This is a genomic window from Flavobacterium piscisymbiosum, assembly GCF_020905295.1.
Taxonomy (GTDB): Bacteria; Bacteroidota; Bacteroidia; order Flavobacteriales; family Flavobacteriaceae; genus Flavobacterium; species Flavobacterium piscisymbiosum.
Genome location: NZ_JAJJMM010000001.1, coordinates 3,951,536 through 3,974,167, shown reverse-complemented (window position 1 = coordinate 3,974,167; position 22,632 = coordinate 3,951,536). Strand labels below are relative to the sequence as shown.

At 33.8% G+C, this 22,632-nt stretch carries 20 protein-coding genes and 1 pseudogene; 10 read left to right on the top strand and 11 right to left on the bottom strand.

Annotated features, from left to right (window positions below):
- Positions 1-40 precede the first annotated feature (40 nt).
- From LNP81_RS17175 to LNP81_RS17165, 3 genes are read right to left on the bottom strand one after another with little or no spacing between them, the layout of a single operon-like run.
- Positions 41-892 (bottom strand): FecR family protein, encoded by an 852-nt coding sequence (locus LNP81_RS17175; protein WP_230037949.1) that lies wholly within the window; start codon positions 890-892, stop codon positions 41-43.
- 11 nt (positions 893-903) lie between these two features.
- Positions 904-1,113: a hypothetical protein gene (locus LNP81_RS17170; RefSeq protein ID WP_194614862.1), complete on the bottom strand. Its 210-nt coding sequence runs from the start codon at positions 1,111-1,113 to the stop codon at positions 904-906.
- A gap of 46 nt (positions 1,114-1,159) precedes the next feature.
- Complete coding sequence (locus tag LNP81_RS17165; RefSeq protein WP_230037947.1) at positions 1,160-1,681, bottom strand: RNA polymerase sigma factor; 522 nt, start codon at positions 1,679-1,681, stop codon at positions 1,160-1,162.
- Positions 1,682-2,997: 1,316 nt separating this feature from the next.
- On the opposite strand from LNP81_RS17165, the gene LNP81_RS17160 reads away from it, so the two are divergent.
- The 3 genes from LNP81_RS17160 to LNP81_RS17150 are packed head-to-tail and all read left to right on the top strand — an operon-like array spanning position 2,998 to position 8,707.
- The gene (locus LNP81_RS17160; RefSeq protein WP_230037945.1) at positions 2,998-4,104 is read left to right on the top strand and encodes an efflux RND transporter periplasmic adaptor subunit; all 1,107 of its coding nucleotides are present in this window, start codon (positions 2,998-3,000) and stop codon (positions 4,102-4,104) included.
- A 28-nt stretch (positions 4,105-4,132) separates the two neighbouring features.
- A complete protein-coding gene (locus LNP81_RS17155; RefSeq protein WP_230037943.1) occupies positions 4,133-7,249 on the top strand; it encodes an efflux RND transporter permease subunit in 3,117 nt (1,038 codons plus the stop codon).
- A gap of 3 nt (positions 7,250-7,252) precedes the next feature.
- On the top strand, positions 7,253-8,707 hold the full coding sequence (locus tag LNP81_RS17150) for a TolC family protein (RefSeq protein ID WP_230037940.1): 1,455 nt from the start codon (positions 7,253-7,255) through the stop codon (positions 8,705-8,707).
- A 247-nt stretch (positions 8,708-8,954) separates the two neighbouring features.
- Here the strand turns inward: LNP81_RS17150 and LNP81_RS17145 are convergent, their stop codons facing one another.
- The 3 genes from LNP81_RS17145 to msrA all read right to left on the bottom strand — a co-directional run bounded on the left by LNP81_RS17145 (position 8,955) and on the right by msrA (position 11,365).
- On the bottom strand, positions 8,955-9,563 hold the full coding sequence (locus tag LNP81_RS17145; protein ID WP_230037938.1) for a 5'-methylthioadenosine/S-adenosylhomocysteine nucleosidase family protein: 609 nt from the start codon (positions 9,561-9,563) through the stop codon (positions 8,955-8,957).
- A gap of 76 nt (positions 9,564-9,639) precedes the next feature.
- On the bottom strand, positions 9,640-10,305 hold the full coding sequence (locus LNP81_RS17140) for a GNAT family N-acetyltransferase (protein WP_230037936.1): 666 nt from the start codon (positions 10,303-10,305) through the stop codon (positions 9,640-9,642).
- Positions 10,306-10,870: 565 nt separating this feature from the next.
- Positions 10,871-11,365 (bottom strand): peptide-methionine (S)-S-oxide reductase MsrA, encoded by a 495-nt coding sequence (msrA, locus tag LNP81_RS17135; protein WP_230037934.1) that lies wholly within the window; start codon positions 11,363-11,365, stop codon positions 10,871-10,873.
- 693 nt (positions 11,366-12,058) lie between these two features.
- Between msrA and LNP81_RS17130 the strand changes: the two genes are divergently transcribed.
- Entirely contained in the window at positions 12,059-12,523 is a 465-nt protein-coding gene (locus LNP81_RS17130) for a hypothetical protein (protein ID WP_230037931.1), read from the top strand.
- Between the two features lie 202 nt (positions 12,524-12,725).
- Here the strand turns inward: LNP81_RS17130 and LNP81_RS17125 are convergent, their stop codons facing one another.
- The gene (locus LNP81_RS17125; protein WP_230037929.1) at positions 12,726-13,754 is read right to left on the bottom strand and encodes a rod shape-determining protein; all 1,029 of its coding nucleotides are present in this window, start codon (positions 13,752-13,754) and stop codon (positions 12,726-12,728) included.
- Positions 13,755-14,007: 253 nt separating this feature from the next.
- Here LNP81_RS17125 and LNP81_RS17120 point away from each other — a divergent pair, with 253 nt between their 5' ends.
- The 3 genes from LNP81_RS17120 to LNP81_RS17110 all read left to right on the top strand — a co-directional run bounded on the left by LNP81_RS17120 (position 14,008) and on the right by LNP81_RS17110 (position 17,323).
- Positions 14,008-14,382, top strand: coding sequence for a hypothetical protein (locus LNP81_RS17120; RefSeq protein ID WP_230037927.1), 375 nt, complete (start codon positions 14,008-14,010; stop codon positions 14,380-14,382).
- Positions 14,383-14,614: 232 nt separating this feature from the next.
- Complete coding sequence (locus tag LNP81_RS17115; protein WP_230037925.1) at positions 14,615-15,352, top strand: hypothetical protein; 738 nt, start codon at positions 14,615-14,617, stop codon at positions 15,350-15,352.
- A 429-nt stretch (positions 15,353-15,781) separates the two neighbouring features.
- Positions 15,782-17,323, top strand: a complete 1,542-nt coding sequence (locus LNP81_RS17110; protein ID WP_230037923.1) for a hypothetical protein — start codon at positions 15,782-15,784, stop codon at positions 17,321-17,323.
- A gap of 93 nt (positions 17,324-17,416) precedes the next feature.
- On the opposite strand, the gene LNP81_RS17105 is transcribed toward LNP81_RS17110, so the two are convergent.
- Both LNP81_RS17105 and LNP81_RS17100 read right to left on the bottom strand, forming a co-directional pair.
- A complete protein-coding gene (locus LNP81_RS17105; RefSeq protein ID WP_230037921.1) occupies positions 17,417-17,800 on the bottom strand; it encodes a GreA/GreB family elongation factor in 384 nt (127 codons plus the stop codon).
- Positions 17,801-18,266: 466 nt separating this feature from the next.
- A complete protein-coding gene (locus tag LNP81_RS17100; protein ID WP_230037919.1) occupies positions 18,267-18,707 on the bottom strand; it encodes a nuclear transport factor 2 family protein in 441 nt (146 codons plus the stop codon).
- A gap of 127 nt (positions 18,708-18,834) precedes the next feature.
- Here LNP81_RS17100 and LNP81_RS17095 point away from each other — a divergent pair, with 127 nt between their 5' ends.
- On the top strand, positions 18,835-19,224 hold the full coding sequence (locus LNP81_RS17095; RefSeq protein WP_230037917.1) for a winged helix-turn-helix transcriptional regulator: 390 nt from the start codon (positions 18,835-18,837) through the stop codon (positions 19,222-19,224).
- Positions 19,225-19,364: 140 nt separating this feature from the next.
- On the opposite strand, the gene LNP81_RS17090 is transcribed toward LNP81_RS17095, so the two are convergent.
- Together LNP81_RS17090 and LNP81_RS17085 are read right to left on the bottom strand one after the other, a co-directional pair.
- Positions 19,365-20,453, bottom strand: a complete 1,089-nt coding sequence (locus LNP81_RS17090) for an SDR family oxidoreductase (protein WP_230037915.1) — start codon at positions 20,451-20,453, stop codon at positions 19,365-19,367.
- Positions 20,454-20,538: 85 nt separating this feature from the next.
- Positions 20,539-21,123 (bottom strand): Crp/Fnr family transcriptional regulator, encoded by a 585-nt coding sequence (locus LNP81_RS17085; RefSeq protein WP_230037913.1) that lies wholly within the window; start codon positions 21,121-21,123, stop codon positions 20,539-20,541.
- Positions 21,124-21,402: 279 nt separating this feature from the next.
- Here LNP81_RS17085 and LNP81_RS17080 point away from each other — a divergent pair.
- Both LNP81_RS17080 and LNP81_RS17075 read left to right on the top strand, forming a co-directional pair.
- Positions 21,403-21,951: pseudogene (locus tag LNP81_RS17080) on the top strand (GNAT family N-acetyltransferase).
- A gap of 90 nt (positions 21,952-22,041) precedes the next feature.
- On the top strand, positions 22,042-22,608 hold the full coding sequence (locus LNP81_RS17075) for a contractile injection system tape measure protein (RefSeq protein ID WP_230037911.1): 567 nt from the start codon (positions 22,042-22,044) through the stop codon (positions 22,606-22,608).
- Positions 22,609-22,632: the final 24 nt, after the last annotated feature.

Below are 22,632 nucleotides of genomic sequence, written 5' to 3'. Positions count from 1 at the left end.
GAGGATGTTTAGTTTCGCGGCTAGTGCATCCTTTTCTTTTCTATTGAAAAGTAATCTGTTTTAAATCTTCATTTATTTCAAAGTTTAGGTTATACATTTCTGATAGTAATTCGAGAATCGTTTTTAATTCTTCTTTTTTATTGATGCGTACTGTAATTTTCTGATTAGTATATTCTGCCGGAAGTATTACTTTATAGCCATAATTCGACTCAATATAAGAAGCAACATCAGTTAGTTTTTGATCATCAAAATCCTTAAATCTTTCAAAATCAACTATAGAAACGGTTTCGTTTCCGTAGGTAAATTTTTCGCCGGGTTTCAGGATCCATTTCTTGTCCTGATTTTTTACATTCATTTGTACACTTCCTTCGTAAAGGGCAACCTCTACTCTATTTTTATTGTATCCCGTAACTGTAAAAGAGGTTCCTAAAACTGTAGTTGTCGTTTCGTTACAAACTACCTGAAAAGGATGTTTTTTATCTTTTTTTACTTTGAAATAGGCTTCACCAAAAACTTCCAGTTTTCTGTTTACCGCAAAATTATCAGCATATACAATTTTAGAATTCGGACTCAACTCTACTCTTGAACTATCCGGTAAAGCAATAATTTTGATGATCGAAGTTGTATTTTCAATCGTATTTCCAGCCACATTTAAACTCGTGCTGTTTATTAAAGAAGAACCATTAAAATAAATTCCGGTTCCTAACAGTACAAAAAGTAAAATGGCTGCCGCTGCTGCATAATGACGCCACGAATTATTTTTCTTCTTTTTTGAAGGAAAGGCTTTCGATTGAAATTCTGCCCACGAAGCTTCTTTTTCGCTATCAGAATGCGAAATGGGGGTTTCGTCCCAGATTTTTTTCAATTCTTCTTCTAATTTTTTTTCATCCATTGCTTGGGGCGTTATATTTTTTGACAATAAAATCCTTGTTTATTAAAAACACCGTAAACCATTTCCTTGATATCCCTGTTGGTTTCGATTCTTAGAATATGATTATTATTTTCTAAGTCGAATTTCATGATACAATCAGAAATGATAAACTGCAGAAGCACCACAATAAAGCTTGCATCTTCTTTGGTTGTAACATCTGTTTTATAAGATTCGATATGCATTTTATGTTTCCGTTTTATAGTATAACAAACGAGAACACAAAAGTTCCTAATGCTCTTCGATTTTTTTTCGAATAAATTTACTGGCAAGATAAATATGATTGGCAATTGTCTTTTCAGAAAGGTCTGTAATTGCCGCAATCTCCTTATAGCTAAGGTTTTCCAATTTATGTAAACTAAATATTTTTTGTTGCTGTTCCGGAAGAAGATTGATAAAATTATGTAGTTTTTCTCTTCTTTCTTCAAAAATTATGGTTTCTGTATCCTCAGGTTCCATTTTTTCGAACTCAGGATCAAGCTGAATTATTCTGTTTTCCCTATTAACATGATTGAGAATAATATTCTTGCAGATTGTAAACAATTGTTTATCAAATAAAACCTCTTCGTTTAATAATTCCCTTTTGTTGTACAATCTTAAAAAAGTTTCCTGAACAAAATCCTGCGGAGTCAGCACCGTAAAATCGAAACGTCTGGCAATGTTTATCAGTTTATCATAATAAGTCAGGTAAACTTCTTTGAAAGAAGCCTCATTACCTTTTTTTAAACTTAATATAAACTTCCTGTTGTCCATAAACGTAAATACGATGATTAATCTTAACTTAAAATACCTAATAATATTGTACTTTCAGTTGGTCGCTAAGACTTGGATTTCGTTACTTTTTTTTGATAAAAACTTTAAGTAGCAAAGAACAGAAATTTAATTAATCTTCGTAAACTTTTTTAAGAATTTTAGTTTCCCAATTACAAAAGAATAATTCTAGTGCTTTTATTACGCATAAAAACCCATCCAGAAAATCCTAAATAAAATTGATCGTTAGAGAAAATCAATTCCCTTAATTCTTTTATGTAAGTTTATTCTTTTATTTACATTATTTGGCCTGTTATTTATTTTTAAAATGAGCTTTAAAATCGAAATAACCTGCGCTATCACTCCTTTTTTACCAATTTATTCCAGAATTGGATAATAGTTTTGCTGCATAATTTATTATCCTGTTTTTTTTAGTTTTTCGATAGTGCTTCTTCAAATTTAAAATGCTAATATCTGATTTAAGATCAAATATTTACTGTTTTATTTCTGAAGATTTAAAGCGAACCCTAAGTAGAATTCTTAAATCAATACGGGATCTTAAAATTAGAATCAGACTAATAATTATCTTCCATTCAATGTTACTAAAACTTAAATTTTTACCGTTTTTAGAAAAAATTAAGAATTGCTTATTTTTCAAATTACTATATTTGGCGCACTATCAAATTTATTTCCTGTCTTTTTTAATGAATCCTTTCAGGGGTCGCAGAATTTTGTTCATGAAACACTTTAAGTTTTTTTGTCTTGTTTTATTACTCTCGCTTTCTTTTATAAGAAGCACAGAGCCTAATAGATATCAGCCAGAACTTATTGATTCTTGTACTCTGGATACTGTTTCTGCCGATGAAATTCCGTATTTTCTATCTTCGGATTTTTCATTGTCTAAAAATCTGGAAATTCATTTCATAGTAAAAAATAAAATAAAACACAGGGCTACAACTTCAGATAGCACGATACTAAAAACGCCTTTTTTTTCTAAGCTTTTACATTTTAAAATTTTAGTAAATAAACTAATTTACAGTGTCACTACGTTTTATCAAATTCAGTGTCATAGTCACCTGCACTTATACCAACTTTTCTAGATTTTAATTTATTTTTTGATGTAAAGAACTGCTGTTCGATTGTCTTTTATTTTTTATAAAGGGCACATTACTTATAAAAATATTTCTCAAAAAACACGGCACAGCTCTTAGGGCTTCTGCCGGCACATCTATTATTTTCCAAACATATTCCCTTGTCTTCCTGTCTATTAATGATCAGGGAGAGAACCTATTTATACACTATTTTTTTAAAAATTAATCATGAAAATTAAAAACAGTTCATTTTTTATCGCCATTTTATCGCTATTCGTTTTAGTCTCGTGTGGAGATAAAACCCAAAAGAATTCAGACAAAGTAAAAACATTTCCTGTTTATAAGGTAACTTCAAAAGATACCATCGTTTCCAATCGGTTTGTTGCCGATGTGCATGCCAAAAACAATGTAGAAATTCACGTTCGTATTCCCGGATTACTCGACAAAGTATATGTAAGCGAAGGCCAAAAAGTAAAAAAAGGCCAGCTTTTATTTAAAATAAGCGATGTAGAACTTCAAATACAACTCTTAAAAGCCCAGGCTGTTTACAAAAGCAGTATGGCCGATTTAAGGATCGCAACCGTAGAGCTGGAACAAGCTCAAACTCTTTTCAATAAAAAAGTAATCGCCGATAAAGAATTAGAATTATCTAAGGCAAAACATGATGCGGCTTCTGCCAAAGTAGCTCACGCTTCCGCGGAAAAAAAAGCCATCAATCAGCAGATTATTTTTACCACGATACGTGCACCGTTTGATGGTACAGTTGACCGAATTCCGTTTAAAGAAGGAAGTTTGGTCGAAAACGGATCGCTGCTTACAACGGTTTCACAGTTAGACGATGTTTATGCCTATTTCTCTATTCCTGAAAATACTTATTTCCAGATGATGGAAGACAAAACCCTTCATACACAAGGCGATATTAAACTAGTATTGCCAAATGGAATGGTTTACGACCAAAAAGGAGAATTAAAAACTGCCGATGGAGATATCGACAGACAAACAGGATCTATTCAATATAAAGCTAAGTTTCATAATCCGCAAGGTTTTATCAAGCATGGTACATCAGGAAAACTTATTATTTCTGAACCAAGAACGAATGTGATCGTAATTCCGCAAAAAGCCGTTTTTTCTATTCAGGACAAACAATTTGTATTTGTTGTTAATAAAGAAGGGATTATTAAAATGACAAACGTAACCATCGGGAGTACTCTTGATGATGTATATATTTTAAATAAAGGTTTAAAAAACAATGATTTAATTGTTCAGGAAGGAATTCAATCCTTACGAGATGGCGATAAAATCAACATTCAACAAACTCAAAGTGTAAACCTGTAATTATTATACATCATAAAAAGATTTCAAAATGATCGAAATGTTTATTAAAAGAAAAATATTATCATTAATCATCTCGGCTATGATAGTACTGCTTGGAATATTAGCCTTATTCCAGCTTCCTATAACTCAATTTCCTGATATTGTTCCGCCTTCTGTAACCGTAACGGCTAAATATACAGGAGCAAATGCCGAAGTTTCTGCCGATGCCGTGGCGCTTCCGTTAGAACGTGCCATAAACGGTGTTCCCGGAATGACGTATATGTCGACCGTTACTTCGAATGATGGTTTAACGCTGATTCAGGTATTTTTTGAAGTAGGAACTGATCCCGATTTAGCGGCGGTAAACGTACAGAACCGTGTAACGACCATACTTGATGAACTTCCTGAAGAGGTAATCAGGGCCGGAGTTACTACAGAAAAAGAGGTAAACAGTATGTTGATGTACCTGAATATTACCAGTACAGATGAAACTCAAGATGAACAATTTATCTTCAATTTTACTGATATTAATATTCTGCAGGAACTAAAACGTATTGATGGTGTTGGCCGTGCCGAAATCATGGGGCAGAAAGAATATTCGATGCGTGTATGGCTGGATCCTCAAAAAATGCTTTCGTATAATATTTCGGCAAATGAGGTTATTGGTTCACTTCAAAAACAAAACATCTCTGCTGCTCCGGGTAAAGTTGGTGAAGGATCAGGACAATTAAACAATGAACTTCAGTATGTTATAAAATACGGAGGAAAATTTTTCGAGCCTAAACAATACGAAGAGATTCCGCTTAGAGCAAATTCTGACGGAACAATTTTAAGATTAAAAGATATTTCGAATATTGAATTCGGTTCGATGAGTTACGGAATGGTTTCTAAAACCGACGGAAAACCCTCAGCTTCAATCATGTTGAAACAGCGCCCAGGCTCTAATGCATCTGAAGTTATTGCCAGCGTAAAGGAAAAAATGGCAGAACTTAAAGGCACTTCTTTTCCTCCGGGAATGAATTTTAACATTGCGTATGATGTATCCCGTTTTCTTGATGCCTCCATCGATGAAGTTATAAAAACCCTTATAGAAGCCTTTATTCTGGTTGCTTTTGTTGTTTTTATTTTTCTTCAGGACTGGCGTTCTACTCTAATTCCTGTTCTCGCTGTGCCTGTAGCACTTATTGGTTCGTTTACCTTTATGTCGATGATGGGATTCTCTATCAACTTGCTAACTCTTTTTGCTTTGGTTCTTTCTATCGGAATTGTAGTTGATAATGCCATTGTCGTCGTCGAGGCCGTTCACGTAAAAATTTCCGAAGAACATATGGATCCGCTCCCCGCCACTATTAGCGCTATGAAAGAAATTACCGGAGCCGTTATTGCTATTACCATTGTTATGGCTGCCGTATTTATTCCCGTAGCTTTCCTTAGCGGTCCGGTTGGGGTTTTCTATAGGCAATTCTCCTTAACTATGGCGATTAGTATTGTGATTTCAGGTATTAATGCTCTTACTCTTACCCCAGCTTTATGTGCGATTATGCTTAAGGCACATGATCCAAATAAAAAGAAAACTTCTTTACTGGATCGTTTTTTCAACGTATTCAATAAATGGTTTGACAATGTTACTTCTAAATACATTAAAGTACTTGTAAAATTTGCAGATCGTACGGTAGTTACCGTTGGTTTACTGGTTTTGTTTTGTTTCTTAACCTGGGGAACAAGCAAGTTTTTACCTTCCGGATTTATTCCTTCTGAAGATCAGGGAATGGTGTATGTAAATGTAACAACACCTCAGGGAGCGACGGTAGAACGTACCGAAAAAGCCCTTGATGAAGTAACCCGTCTTGCCAAAGGAATAAAGGGTGTCGACAACGTTACTACCCTTGCAGGATATAGTATCGTTACCGAAATCGCCGGAGCGTCTTACGGAATGGGAATGATTAATTTGAAAGACTGGAAGGAACGTGATATTTCTGTGAATGAATTTATTGCGCTACTAACTGAGAAAACAAAAGGCATTACAGATGCACAGATCGAAATTTTTGCTCCGCCAACAGTTCCGGGATTTGGAAATACGAGCGGTTTTGAAATGCGTTTACTGGATAAATCCGGCGGAACGATAAGCAATACAGATGAAGTCACTAAAAACTTTATAAAAGAATTAAATGCTTCACCTGAAATTCAGAATTCGTTTACCAGTTTCGATGCGACTTTTCCTCAATATCTAATTCATGTTGATTATGATCTGGCCGCTAAAAAAGGAATTTCGGTAGACAATGCCATGGCAACTTTACAGACCATGCTGGGTTCATTTTATGCGACCAACTTTATTCGTTTTTCTCAAATGTACAAAGTAATGGTTCAGGCCAGTCCGCAGTTTAGAAAAAATCCTGAAAGTATTCTTGATATGTATCTAAAAAATGATGCCGGCGAAATGGTTCCGTTTTCTACCTTCATAAAACTGGAACGTGTGTATGGTCCGGAGGTTTTAACGCGATATAATATGTATATGTCGGCAATGATCAACGGTGAACCTGCCGAAGGTTACAGCTCAGGAGAAGCCATTGCAGCAGTAGAGAAAATTGCAGCAGAAAAACTCCCAAGCCGTTTTGAACTGCAATGGTCTGGTATGACTCGCGAGGAAATCCTGTCCGGAAATCAAACCATTTACATTTTTGCTTTATGTATTTTGTTTGTTTATCTCCTTCTTGCCGCTCAGTACGAAAGTTTATTATTGCCGTTTCCAGTACTTTTAAGTTTGCCGGTGGGAGTATTTGGTTCTTATCTCGCTCTTTTAATGGTTGGTTTAGACAACAACATTTATGCTCAGGTCGCACTCGTCATGCTGATTGGTCTGCTCGCCAAAAATGCCATTTTAATTGTCGAATTTGCCATGGCTCAAAATAAATTAGGACGCGAAATTACACAGGCAGCAATCGAAGGAGCGAGACTTCGTTTCAGGCCAATTCTTATGACCTCATTTGCTTTTATATCCGGACTGATTCCGTTGTGTATTGCAACCGGAGCCGGAGCTGTTGGTAACCGTTCTATTGGTACTGCGGCCGCTGGAGGAATGCTTATAGGAACTGTTTTTGGACTGGTAATAATTCCGGGACTTTACATTTTGTTTGCCAAATTAGAAAAAGCAATGAATAAAAAATAAAACATGAAACAACAAATAAATCGATATATAATCTTTGGCGGTGTTTTGCTTCTTACAGCTTGCTCCGCTCCAAAAATCAATGATAATCTGGCAGCGAAACAGCTGCCGGAAAATTTTGACCTGAAAAGAAAAAAGGCAACTGATAGTCTGCAAAATTTTATTCCTTTAAAAACAGAAACCTATTTTAAAGATGCCAAATTGGAAAATCTTTTAAAGAAAGCTATTGCTCAAAATCCTGACTATTTAATTGTGCAGGAAAGAATTTTAATTGCCAATTCTCATTTAAAAGTAGCAAAACTGGCTTTGCTCCCATCTTTAGATCTTGTTGCAGATGCCTCTGGAACACATTACGGGAAATATACTATGGATGGTGTAGGGAATTTTGATACTAATTTTTCCCAAAACATTAATGAGAAACAAAGAATAAATGAAAGTGTCTCTCCTAACCTCTTTTTAGGCGGAAAAGTTTCCTGGGAAGCTGATATCTGGGGGAAACTGAGCAATCGTAAAAAAGCCGCTCGCGAACGTTTTTTTGCTTCTCAACAAGGAATGCGTTTACTGCAAACCCGATTGTTAAGTGATGTCGCTGATTTGTATTATAAACTCATTGCGGTGGATAAACAGGCTGAGATTTACAAAAAGAACCTTAAAACCCAGCAGAGAGCGCTTGATATTATTTCGGCGCAGCGATCTGTGGGTAAAGCGACGGAATTGGCTGTTCAGCAGTTTAATGCACAGAACAACAATATTTTGGCGGAAGCCGAGCAACTTAATTTAAGTATTGATCAAACCGAAAAAGCGTTATTAAATCTTTTAGGTGAATACGGCGGAAAAATCGAAAGAAGTGCTGATTTCCTTTCCGGTCATCTCGAGGTTTTAAATCAAAAAATAAGCGTTGATTCTATCATTCATAAAAGACCTGATGTCGCTGAAGCCTATCATGAACTGCGTGCCACAAATGCTGATGCAAAAGCTGCACGTGCGGCCTTTTTCCCGACTTTAAACCTGGGAGGTTATGCTGGTTTTAATTCGTTTTCTTTCTCCACATTTTTTGATAACGGATCGTTTGCCTGGCAATTGCTTGGTGGTTTAACAGCTCCGGTATTTAATAAAGGTCAAATTAAGCAGGAATTTTTTGTATCTAATAGAAGACAGCAAATTTCTTTTCTGCAATATCAAAATACGATTACAACTGCATATAATGAGCTGAGTGCTTTACTGCACAGAACAGAATCATTTGTTGGTGTTTTAAAATACAAATCGAAGGAAATTGAGCATCTCGAAATTGCCGTAAACGTTTCGAATGATTTGTATTTGAGCGGTTATGCCAATTATCTGGAAATTATAAATGCGCAAAAAAACAAACTGCAGGCCGAACTGGATTTTGTTGACATTCAATTAAAAAATGCAGAGTCACAGGTTTTATTGTACAAAGCTTTAGGAGGAGGAATAAACTAATCTTAAAGCAACTAATTGGTCGTAAACTTTTGAATTAGTACATAAAAACTGCAGTTATAAGAGGCTGTCTGAAATCTATTCAGGCAGCCTTTTTTTATCAAAAAGTAATATTTTGAAATTATAATAATTTGAAAAATACGCTGATAAAACTCTCGCAGATTTAGCAGATTCGGCAGATTTTTTTGATAAAGTCTGGCAAAGAATAATCTGCCGAATCTGCGAGAGAAAAAATCTTATTCGTTATCCTCTAAGAATTAACCGAAGTTTCGTTTATATTCAATTTTAAAATACTGCCATACGCAACAGCCGCCTTATGAACCTGAACACTCCAGTCTTCAGCTGCATTATCATCGGCACCATCAGAAATATATTTTAAACACAAAAACGGAATGTTTTCTTTCATAGCAATCATAGCCAAGGCGTAAGATTCCATATCTACTACATCATAGATCGTTTCAGAATGCTGCATTTCGAAACTATCTCCTGTACCGCAAATACCTAAAGGCAGTCCGTTCATTTCCAGACCATATTCTAAAACTGGCGACAAACCGGACAAAGGTGTTTCGTACAGAGCAAAACCAAGTCCTCTAACATCCATATCTCTTTGAACAAATTTTGTACAGCAAACTACATCACCTTTCTTAAAATGAGTACTTCCCGCCGAACCCAGATTTACAATTACCGAAGGTCTTTTTAATTGTATCGCTTTGGTTAATTCGTAGGCAGCATTGACCTTTCCAATTCCTGTAATAAGTGCAGTATGATCTTTAAACACTTCGGCTGCTTCAGAAGCCAGGGCAAATGTAAAAAGCACATCTTTGAATGGGTATGTATGTTTTTCGTTAATCTTTATCATAAAAATTGAAGTATTTTTTATGTTGCAAATATCGGGTATTATTTACTTCTATATTTTCAAAATGATTTGATTTTTTTTATTTAATATTTAAGGATTCGTTGTGTTTAGGATCGTAAAGCATGGCTGTACACAAACAGTTTTTTCTTTCTTTACTCAGTAATATGGGGCAATTGACACAGGATTTACAATTCTCCCAGAAAACCTCATCGGTAGTTAATTCTGAATACGTGACGGGTTCAAAACCCAATTCATGATTCATTTTCATTACGGCCAAACCAGTTGTCAGACTGAATATTTTTGCATCAGGATATTTTTGACGGCTCAATTCGAAGATTTTTCTTTTAATCGTTTTTGCTAAACCTGTGTGTCTGAATTCAGGCGCTACAATTAATCCGGAATTAGAAACATATCGTCCATCTTCCCAGGAAGATATAAAAGAGAATCCTGCCCATTTTCCCTCTGATGTAAAAGCGATAATAGCTTCGCCTTTTTTTATTTTTGATTCCAGCAATTCAGGAGAACGTCCCGAAATACCAGTTCCACGGGCTATGGCAGATGATAGCGTGACGTCGCAAATTTCTTTTGTCCAAAAAACATGTTTGGCGCTGGCGACTTCAACCGTAAAATTTGGTATTTCTTCTGCAATCTGACTATTGTGTAATACAATTTGTTTGTTGGGGAACGGATCAGGTTCTGGAAAATCTTTGCCGAAAAAATCTATGGTACGTTGTAGGGTTTTCATATGTAGTTTGATGTATTCCCTATTTTATTAATACTACAATCTATTATGCATTTGGAAATACAAAACAGAATTTCCAATTAATATACCAATTCTCTAAAATCTATTTATTTCAATTATTAAAACCAATATATCAACAACTTAAGCGCAAAACATAAAACTTTAATCTAATAATCTTCCTATCAAAATGATATGCTTTTATCATTCTGATATCAATTGAACTAGTGTTTTAGGGACCACTTCAAAAATCTGTGGAGAGAAAAAAATTACCACAGAGAACGCTAAGTTTTTTTATCTTATCTTTTATAAAAAAACACAAAGTTCACAAAGCTAAGCCAATACAAAGGTTTGTGAACTTTGTGTTTTTGGAAGTATCCTTAAATAATAATCTTTGAATTCTCTGTGGTGAAAAATAATTAATATGTTTAATTTTTTTATATTTTCCACAACATTTAGTGTTGATCCTATATGAGATAAGATTATTAAAACTTTAGCATAAAAAAACCTCTAAAATCAATGACTCTAGAGGTTTGTATATTTTAATGATCGAAACAAATCATCATAACACTTATAAAAATGAAGTATTAAATCGTTCAAAATGACAAGTATACCCATTTGGCTTTTTGACCAGATAATCCTGATGATAATCTTCGGCTACCCAAAATTTACTAATAGGTTCCAATGTCGTAACCACTTTTCCCGGCCATTTTTTAGAATCATCAACAAGCTGAATTACTTCTTTTGCAGCCTCTTCCTCTTCTTCATTCTGAATAAATATAGCCGACCTGTAACTTGATCCTTTGTCATTACCCTGCCTGTCTACTGTTGTTGGATCATGCATTCTGAAAAAGTAATCTAACAATTCTTTAAAAGATGTTGTATTGGCATCATACGTAATCTCCATTCCTTCTGCATGTCCGGGATGATTTTGATAAGTGGGATTATCATTTTCCCCACCAATGTAACCCACTTCAGTGTCGATTACACCTGGACGAACACGAAAAAGGTCTTCCATGCCCCAAAAACATCCTCCGGCTATATAGGCTTTCTTTAAATTCTCCATAATATTTGTTTTTAAAAATCATTTTAAAACTTAAGATTTCGTTAGATTTGGTTCTTAAGTTTTATTGAATCAATGCATTGATAACGGGTAAATAAATTACTGTTTACAATGTTTAATTTTCTTTAGTTCTCTATCAAAGATAATGGATTATTTGTTTATTTTATATAGAGGAAAACATAATTTAAAGTAAGAAGATAATGGCTTATGTTCTTTTTAAGAATCATCTTAAAAAGAATTTATATTAAATTTGAAAATATTGCTTTGCGTTCACGATCAAGATGCTCGCGCCCAATGTCATTAAGTTAAGCTTTTAAAAAATAAAATTATTGCAAATCAAATCTGTTTTTATCCGCGTTTTTACGAAGTAAATCTGTTTTATCCGCGACAAAATTAGACGCTGATTTTACTGATTCGCTAAAGCGAAAACGCTGATAAAAACGGATTTTTCTAATTAAATGGTTAAATGATTTTAACCCGATAGCGCGGATTTGCAATCCGTGCCCGCAACAGTAAGACACAAAACAAATCATTAAAACAAAAGTCTAACAAATTAATGCGTATTTTAGATTTTCAAGGAAACCAAACCAATCTTTGCGGGCACGGATTGCAAATCCGCGCTATCGTTGCTGAGATAAATCTGCGCGATCGGGAGTTCCTGGCTCGAGAACAAAAAAATTTAAAAAAATATAAATAATGAAAATATATATATTAATCATTGCGCTATTAATCCTTTCATGTAATAAGCAAAAAGAAAAGATAAATAGTCAAAAAACTTCTTCTTCATCAAATTATGAGAAGTATTACAACAACAAAATAGAAGCTAAAAAACTTGCTGATAGCGCTTTAAAAAATGGAAATAAAATTTTATACGCCGAAGCATTTAAGAAATATGTTTCCATCAATTGTTATGAAGACTTTTTATATTATTCAATAAAAATGTCTGAAAAATATGATTATGGAGATGCCTACTTTGACACGTTTTATTTATTAACGCTTCGTGAAAATGATAGTGCCATAAGAGTAAACAAATTAGCCAATTATTACCTGTTTAAGGCATACGAAAAGAAGAATATTAATGCCGAGTACGAAGTAAAAGAAATTTATCCAAATTTAAAATCAATACCAAAATCATCTAACTACTTAATTAAAAATGAATAATTAAACATTATGGTAATGTATCAGATGTATTGGTGGTTAATTATTACATCTAACATTTGCAGAAGACCCGATCGCTCGCATATGCGCAACGATAGCGCGGAAATTCTTTCCGTGCCCACAAAGTTAATCGACAAAGAATAGAAATAGAAAACCTCGCCAATCGGCGAGGTTTTTTTATGTTATAGATATTCAATTGACAAATTTACTTTATCAACACACTTTTGTATTTGGCAATATTTTTTAATACAACCCCAGTACCTCTCACTACAGCTCTTAAAGGATCTTCGGCAATATAAACTGGTAAATCTGTTTTTTGAGAAATCCTTTTATCGAGACCACGAAGCATTGCTCCTCCTCCTGCCAGATATAAACCTGTGTTGTAAATGTCGGCAGCCAATTCGGGCGGAGTTAGCGAAAGCGTTACCATAATAGCATCTTCGATTCTAAGAATCGATTTATCCAGTGCTTTCGCAATTTCTCTATAGGTGATTTTGATCTCTTTGGGTTTTCCGGTAAGCAAATCTCTTCCTCGAACCAGCATATCATTAGGGGGTTGTTCGAGTTCTTCCATTGCGGAACCTACTTCAATTTTTATCGTTTCTGCCGTGGCATCTCCAATATACAGATTATGCTGTGTTCTCATATAATATAAGATATCATTCGTGAAAACGTCACCGGCAATCTTGATCGATTTATCGCAAATAATTCCGCCAAGGGCAATAACCGCGATTTCGGTGGTTCCTCCTCCAATATCCACAATAATATTACCCTGAGGCAGCATAACATCAATACCCATCCCTATAGCGGCCGCCATAGGCTCATGAATCAGGAATACTTCTTTTCCGTTTACACGTTCGCACGACTCTTTTACCGCTCGCATCTCAACCTCGGTAATACCGCTGGGAATACAAACCACCATTCGCAAAGAAGGCTTAAAAAGATTTTTTTTAATTTCCGGTATATTATTGATAAACCAGTTAATCATTTTTTCCGACGCATCAAAATCTGCAATTACACCGTCTTTTAGCGGTCGGATTGTTTTAATATTTTCGTGTGTTTTACCCTGCATTAAACTGGCCTCTTTGCCTACAGCAATAATTTTTCCGTTTCTTATATCTCTTGCCACAATCGATGGACTGTCAACTACAATTTTTCCGTCGTAAATTATTAAAGTATTCGCTGTTCCCAAATCCATAGCTATCTCCACTATCATAAAATCAAATAAGCCCATATATATAGTTTTGTTTAAGAACGGTGTTTATTGTTGTTTTATTCTTTTTAAAAATGTTAAAGTATTCCTTAAAAAATACATAATAGTCTTTTACTTACAATATCGTTAAAATAAAAATAAAAAAAGACGAAGCTTTTAATTATGGAACTGTAAATGGTTTTTCTGTAAAAGTTTACTAAATGTCTTCGCTAAATTTGTAAAAAGCACACAAGTTTAGTTGTGTGACAATAATAATTACTTAAATAACAGCGTCATGGAAAAGCAAAACAGCAACGAATACGGTCAGACAGACCCTGATTTTATTGATCAAAATACGCTAGTTGATGGAAATAACATTCAGAGCGACGATCAATATAAACGAACCATTACTACAGAACCTATCCCGGAATTTGTAGAAGGCGACCCTGATTATATCGACCAGGAAACACTTGTTGATCATGACAATTATGCAAGAGATGAAGATCCGTACCGATATGAGGAAAAATTCAAAGAAGATCTAAATACTGAAATTGATCTTGAAAATATCTCTAATGTCAAATCAGAACAGACCGAAGATAAGGATAAAACCATCAATAAAGATACTTCTGTTAATAACAAACAGAATGATCTCAATAAAGAGGACGAATAATCCAATTATTAAATATTAAAATTAAAAAAAATGGCATGCCTATCGTATGCCATTTTTTGTATTTAAAAACAACGATATTATCCTGCTTATTCTGTTATTTTCTGCAATTTGTCGCTTTTTTAAACTCTCTAGAAAGTTTAAAATCCTTACATTTACCCGCTGGCCAATCAAATTACGTTGCATAAACAATCAATTAAAGCAACGTTAAGCCAATTAATTTTAAGCAGTCAAGATGGAAAAACATACTGTATCAGTAGCATCGTTACCCTTAGATGATAATACAATATCGAATACGAAAATAAAAAAAGCTGATTTGTTACCCGATCCGGAATCCCGTCTGGATTCTATGGAAATGAAAGAAAAACCTCTTATGGATTCCACTATTCCGTTTAGAGATTTAACCAATGCTGCGACTAAAAAAGAAAGTATTGCCCAACTGATTGAAAAATTAGATGTCGAACACAACTTAAGATATCAAAAAACAGTCGAAGACACGTATTGCAATGTATACTCGTATGACTATTGCTATTTCTCTAAAGTATACCTCCCAACCGTTTGGTGGACACCTGATTCTCTCGAAAAAGTTTTAAACGGTGAAGATGTAGAACCTGTTTTTGAGCAAACGGTCGATCGTATTTATTCCAGCGCCATACACGATTGGTTCCCGGAATGGGGAGCGAGTTTTGGCTGGGAAAGAATAGCTACTGTTGATGAAATTCAGAATAAGGTAAATACCAATGGCGGAATTGGAATTATTTGTGCCAAAAGAAGAGAAAAAGGACTTTCAGGGCATATTGTTCCTGTTGTTCCCGAAACTGATTTGCATAAAGCCTATCGCGAAAATAATATAGTAGTATATCCGCTACAATCTCAAGCCGGAAAACTGAATTATAATTACTTTGCAGAAATCAGGGAAGACTGGTGGAATGACGAGTTATATTCCTCCTACGTGCTGTATTATCACGAATAAAAACACATTTGGCAGAATCGTTCAGGCATTCAAAAAAAAATATTGATTATCAGTAAGTTAACTACTTGCAAATACGATAATAAAAAACTACTTTTGCAACTTAGAAAAAACAAGAATACTAAAAGTTGTGATTTAGCTATTCTCTTGCTTAAATTATTGATACAAAAGCAATTAATAACAATAGTGATTTTATAACCTTATTATAAAATTGTACTCCTTAATTGATGTTTCAGTCGATAAAATTGCAAAAAATCTAAAATATAAATTCCTATATTTTTAAAAGTAAACGAAAACTTTTATAATGGAGGCAACAATATGCTTAATCCGTTATAGGTTTCTTGTCTCTGGTTTTAACAGATTGAATTTATATTCCTGAATAAAAAATGACTTTATAAATTAAAATAACCTTAAAAAAGAAAGTAAGTATAAATGAAAGACAATCAGACAAAAAAATATTATTGGGGAATAGGATTGGAAAACGAAACCTACATGCAATTTGAAGAATCCCTAATAGTTTCTGGTGAGTTTATACAAGAAAAAATTGGTTTTGAGAAATACAGTATCGATTATAGAAAATGTTACAAACCTGAAAGCTTAGCCCCTATTTTAAAGAAGGCTTTTGGTTTGAATGAAAACTATAAAGTGAGCAGAATGATGAACAGTCATTCACTGGAAAAACTCGATATCAATTATCAGCACAAAATGTTATCTCCAATCAAACCATTAGTAGACACAGCAACTGGTGAAATGATTGCACAACCCACTGAAAATCCTGATTATCTGGGCAAATCGATCATGGAGCTTTTCCTTGAAGATCAGCCGTACAACATTCAGAGTATGATTACCCAGAGAAACAAAACAATGGGATCTGTACACTTTGATGGTGATTCGATCGAATTTGTAACCAAATATTTCGAGAACAGAACTATTGGTGAATCGTGCAAAGAACTAAGAGCAACTAAAAAATTATTCCTTGATAAAATCAATGAATCGTCTGTATTAAACGGAAAATTAAACTTTCCGGATTACAATAACGGACTTAATATGTTCATGACCAATCAGGAAAATCTGGTTTTGTTTAATAACGGAACGTACCATTTTCATATTACTTTACCATCTTTGACTGAAGACAGCAGGATTGTAGATTATACTGAATTTGAAAGAACGCACGCCAATGCCATTTATCTACTGCAATGGTTTGAACCTTTCTTTATTGCTACTCTTGGGAGTCCTGATATTATGGGCGTGATAAGTGATACTTACAGTCTTGACAAAAAATTTACTTTAGGTTCTATGCGAAATGCAATGTCTCGCTACATAGGCGTGGGAACGTATAATAAAGCGATGCCAAAAGGTAAAATCCTGACTTATAATGTGGATGATTTTAGAAAATTACTAAAATTTGAGAAAGAAGAAAACATTTGGTGGAGAGATCAGATTGAAGCTGAAATGGAATATGAAATGCTATCTGAAGTTGGTCTTGATTTTAATCAGGAAAAAATGTACCAAAGCGGTTTCGAATTCAGAAGTTTTGATGAATTTCCGGCAGAATACTTAAACGATGTTCTTTTTGGTATTATCCTAATTTGCGAGCATTCTTTAAACCTTCCTGATGTGCAATGGGCTCATGACAGTAAAGCATGGAATAATCTGGTTTTTAAAACTTTAAAAATGGGTTATGCTACTGAAATTAACGAGGAAGAAAAACAAGAAGTTTTGGATTTACTGCAATTATTAAATCCTTCAGATGTTAATTACAATACATTAAAATCAGAATTTGAAGCCATCACATTATTAGATGAGTTTTTCTTTAAAATTCTGGCAGTTTTGCACGATATGTACAAAGACAATAACATTTGCCTGGATGCGATGTACGGACAAAAAACAAGTTCTCCGCCTCATTGGAACAACTTTAATAAATACCAGACCGAAAAGCATTTACAGCAAATTGGTGCTTTCTGTGAAAACTAAAATTCACAAAGCTGATTTTCAAAATATATCATAAAAAAACATCCCATCAAGAAAAATTTCTTTTTGGGATGTTTTTACATTTAAAAAAGTGCATTACGCTACTTCTTCTACTTTTAAGATTTCCAGTTTTAGATTTCCTTTTTTAGCAGGCCATTCTACAACATTTCCTTCTTTATATCCTACCATTGCTATCCCTTCGTCAGAAAGAATAGAAATTCTGTTTTTACTTACTTTGTTTTTCTCAGGACCTACAAACACAACCGTTTTTTCCTCATTGGTTGTACAATCTTTATAAGTTACTCTTCGGTTTACAGAAACAATATCTTCCGGTAAATCTCTTCTAAGTACCTGTGTGGCTTTTTTAAGTTCATGAAGCAATAATACTTCTTCTTCTACTGTTACTTTTTTTCTTCTTACGTGATCTTTAATTAAATCGTATATTCCTGTTGTTAAAATAATATTTTGTGATTGTGACATAACTTTCTGTTTGCTCCATATTTTCATAGGTAAGATAATAACTCTTCATTGAATGTTTTATAGCTCTTGTGTGTGTTGAATTCAATGATATCTTAATCCCAATGAAAATTGAAGATTAAATAAATGAGCGTTCCGGATGAAAGAATCCCTGTCTAGAGTTTTGACAGGGCTTAATTAATAAACTCTTTCGAACTTTTTAAGAAAGTATCGTCATGCAAATACAATAACGTGCCCATAAGGCTCATCAAGTCATTATTTGTTAAATAAAAATTTGAAATCGTCATTATTAATTGCAATTAATTTTGTGCAAGTTACTTCCTTTTTTTGAAAGAAAAAACACTAAAAAACATAATTAAACGTTAACATCGGAGTTATTAAACACTTATCTAATAACATACAATTACGGAACAAAGAAAAACTCTCCCTGTCCCGTATTTAATTAATGATATAAGTAAAAAAAAATTATTTAATTACCCAATACTCTGGATTCAATAATTACAAAATATCCAATTCGCTCTTTTATGAACCATTTTCCGCTTTCATTTATATATTTATCTTCGTATTTAACGCTATAGTCTGTTAAAACATCTTTGCCTTCAGATTCTCTTATCATTTTTATCTGAGAAAAAGAGACACCACTTGCAGCATCTCCATCTATTTCAACGTTATGTTGTCCGTTTAATGTGAAATAAGTTTTTACCTGAGCTGCGTGACCGTTAAATTCTTTTTCTAAATTATCCCTTCCGGAAACGTTTGCTGCTAAAAAGTCATTCATATAAACCTGATAAACGATATCCGGTGTAAAAACGCTCATTTGTTCGGCAATCTTTTTCTCGTCGCCTAAAATTGCATATACATCTATTAATTGTCTTAATTCTTCTTTTGTTTTTAAAATTTCTAGTGTCATGATTTTGTATTTAATATTCGAAAATTCTTTGTTGTAAATGATTTACAGATTCAAAATTAATTTATATTTGCTTACATTTTATTACTAGTTACTAAAAGGTTATTAGGTAATTTTTTAAAACCACTACATGAAAGATAAAATAGAAAAACCAGAAATGACTAAAGAATTTACCTCAGAATGCACTACAATGCTGGCAGCAGTAAGTGATGCTTTGTATGCTATTGGAGGCAAATGGAAACTAATGATTATTATTGCTATGGCAAGAGGAAATAATAGGTTTAGTGAGTTGCAAAGACAAGTTACCGGAATTTCTGCGCGGGTTTTATCCAGTGAACTCAAAGAACTTGAACTGAATGGTTTTATCATTAAAAAAGTATCTGTAGGATATCCCGTTCTAATAGAATATGAACTTTTACCTTATAGTCATACGCTCGAAGAACTCGTGGGCGCAATGACAAGATGGGGAATTCAGCACCGTCAAAAAATCAGAAGTGATCGCTCCGGCGACGTTTCATAAGCACCTAAAATTTAATTTTATTATAAAAAAAAGGACAATCTTTAAAAGACCGTCCTTTTTTATATTAATGAAGCATCAAAAAGTGTAATAATAGTTGTTGGAATTATCTAATTTTCTAATTACCCAATTATCTAATTAATTTAAGGTATTATTTGATCATTTCGTAACTGAGCAAACAATTCAAAAAACGAATCTTTCGTATCTTTATAAGTAGCAAAACCAAGTTTTCTGCTTCTTGACATATCGGTCATTACTTCTAGAGGGCGCGATAAATCAAGATCTGTATGCCACGCAGAAGCCAATTGGTTTAAATCCTCTTCTATGAGCTGATGTTCATTTGTAATGGTTTTCCAGATCGCATCTTTTTCATTCATTACAGTTTCAAGTGGCTGTATCGTTCCGCTGTATCCTTCGTATTCAATATCAAACCATTCTGCTATTTTTGGCCACAGCCATTTCCATCTAAAAACATCTCCGTTTGCGATATTAAAAGCTTCATTATGAGCTTCAGTACTTGTTGCTGCCCAAATGATCTGATCGGCCAGAATTTTAGCATCCGTAACATCAGATACTCCATTCCATTGTGCCTCAGAACCCGGCCAGATAAACGGCGTTCCTTCTTTTTTGCAAATACTGGCGTAAACAGCCAAAGTGGTTCCCATATTCATGGCATTGCCAATCGTTTTACCAATTAGCGTGTGCGGTCTGTGTATGTTCCAGCTAAAACCATCTCTTTTTGCAGCTTCATACACCTCGTCTTCCTGTGCGTAATAAAAATTAGGCAGGTCTAATCTTGGTTGTTCTTCTCTTAATGGCGTTTCCGGTAAAGTGCCCGTTGTAGCATAAGCATCAAATGGTCCTAAATAATGTTTTAATCCCGTAACTAACGAAACATGCTGAATCGATTTTTTAGGAGATAATACGTTTAATAAATTTCGAACCATAGCGCTATTTACCCTGATATTTTCATCTTCAGTATCATTTCGCATCCAAGTTGTAAAAAAAACATGAGTTGGGGCAATTTCGCTTAAAGCGGAAATTAATGATTCCGTATTTAGTAAATCGGCAGCAATAGATTGTAAACCTTCGATATCATTTTTCGGATTTCGGGAAAGTCCAAAAACGGTCCATCCTTTTTCCAGAAGTTTTGTGGCAAGATTACTTCCGGCAATTCCGGTTGCTCCTACAACTAAGGCTATATTTTCGGCTTTTTCTTGTATTGATTTCATAAGTAAATTATTTTTTCCAAAATTACTTCATCAACCTTCCTCAGAAAGATGACCTGAAACAAGAAATTCGCTTGATCTAGATCAATTATTTGGGATCGAAAATGATATTCTTTTTAAGTCGGCTCAGGGTTTCAGGAGAAAGACCAAGATACGAAGCGAGTAAATTTTGCGGTATTCGTTTGATCAAATCAGAGTTGTTTTCTACAATATGTCGGTATTTTTCTTCTGCCGTGTGGGTATGTGAACTTATTAATCTTCTTTCTTTTGTAATTAAACTATTCTGAAAAAGCAATCGAAAATACCGATCCATCACCGGAACTTGTAGCGTTAAGTTTTCGAAATCTTCTCTGGTAATGAGCAATACTTCTGAATCTTCCATTGCATCAATGCTGTAAAAAGAAATTCCACCGCTAAAAAAACTGCTCATGTCTGATGTCCACCAGCCTTCGGGCGAAAACTGATTAATATGTTCATTGCCTTTTTCATCAACATTATAAGACTTTAAAAGTCCTTTCGAAACAAATGTCAAGTAATTACAAACATGTCCTTCAACCACTACAAATTGCTTTTTCTTTATTTTTTTGGGTTTAAAGAAAGTCTTTATCAGTTCCTTTTCGGCAGGATTCAGAGAAACTTTTTCTTCAAGATGTTTGAAAATTATATCGTACATTTTAAAATATTTACTTTATGAATTATGAAGCATAACAAATGTATGCTATTTATTTTTTAACTTTCATCATCTAAAAAAAATAGAGAATTAAGCTACCTTTTGGACACAAACACGAATTTCACGAATTTGCACAAATTTTAAGAGGCTAATTTAGTGACCCGAGCAATAGCGAACGGCCGCAGCAAATTTGTATTAAATTGATTTATAATATTTGTACCCAGAAGTTAGGAGAATTAAGCCTGTTTTATTGAATTGATTAACAATTTTAAAGAGTAAGAAATGGTATTAGATTTTAAAAATTTCCCTCAGCTCCAAACAGAGAGATTGATATTGAGAAATATCGAAAGTACTGATGCCGAGTTAATTCACAAACTACGTTCTGATGAAGTTGTAAATCAATTTGTTGGCCGGGATAATTCATCAACATTAGAAAAAGCACAGGAGTTTATTCTAAAAATTCAAAATTTAGTCGAAAAAAATGAAGGGCTTTATTGGATCATTCGATTAAAAGAAAACAATGATTTAATTGGATCTGTTTGTTTGTGAAATTTTGATATCGAAAATGAAATCGTTGAAATTGGATATGAAATGTTACCCGAATTTCAAGGAAAAGGAATTATGACCGAAGCCCTCAAAGCAGTTACAGCACATACGTTTGAAGAAATAAAAGCAAAGATAATTACGGCATTTCCGTCATCTGATAATATTAATTCTGTAGCGATTCTAAAAAAACTGAATTTCGAATTCGAAGACAAAAAGTATAATAATACGCATGAAAATGTAAACAATATTGTTACGTATACTTTACGAAACCATGCCTTTATTTAAAAACCAGATCAGGTATAAATACCTATACACCAATCAGTAAAATATCTTTATTTTTATCTTGCCTTAGTATTCATAACTAATATCATCAAAATGGGAACACCTCCTGAATACCGACCGTCAAAAGAATTAAAAAATCGTGCAACTCCAATTAAAGAAGGAATCCCGGTTAGAAATGCAGGAATTGTTCTTTTAAATGACTATATCATTATGCTGTTTGAACGGCTTAAATTTGTTGAGGATAACCGTTTTAGCAGTATCAAAAATCAAAAGAAAGCTGTTCAATATTTGCAATATGTTGTTACCGGACTAACTGAAACAGATCAAATTTATTTACCACTAAACAAAATACTTTGCGGTTTATCACTTACCGATAATGTTCCTGATACAATTGAAATTTCTCCTGAAGATCGAAGCCTTATTGAAGGTTTGATAAACGCTGCTATTTCTTATTGGTCTGAAATTGGTGACTCGTCTATAGATGGTTTTAGAGGTAATTGGCTCGTTCGGGACGGAATCCTTACAGAATTTGATAAAAAATGGGAACTTAGAGTCGACAAAAGAGCTTATGATATGCTTATAAGCAGATCTCCTTTTGCTTTTTCAATTATAAAATATCCGTGGATGAATAAGCCTTTGCATGTTAATTGGCCTTATTAAAAAACTATAAAACCGAAAAAAACT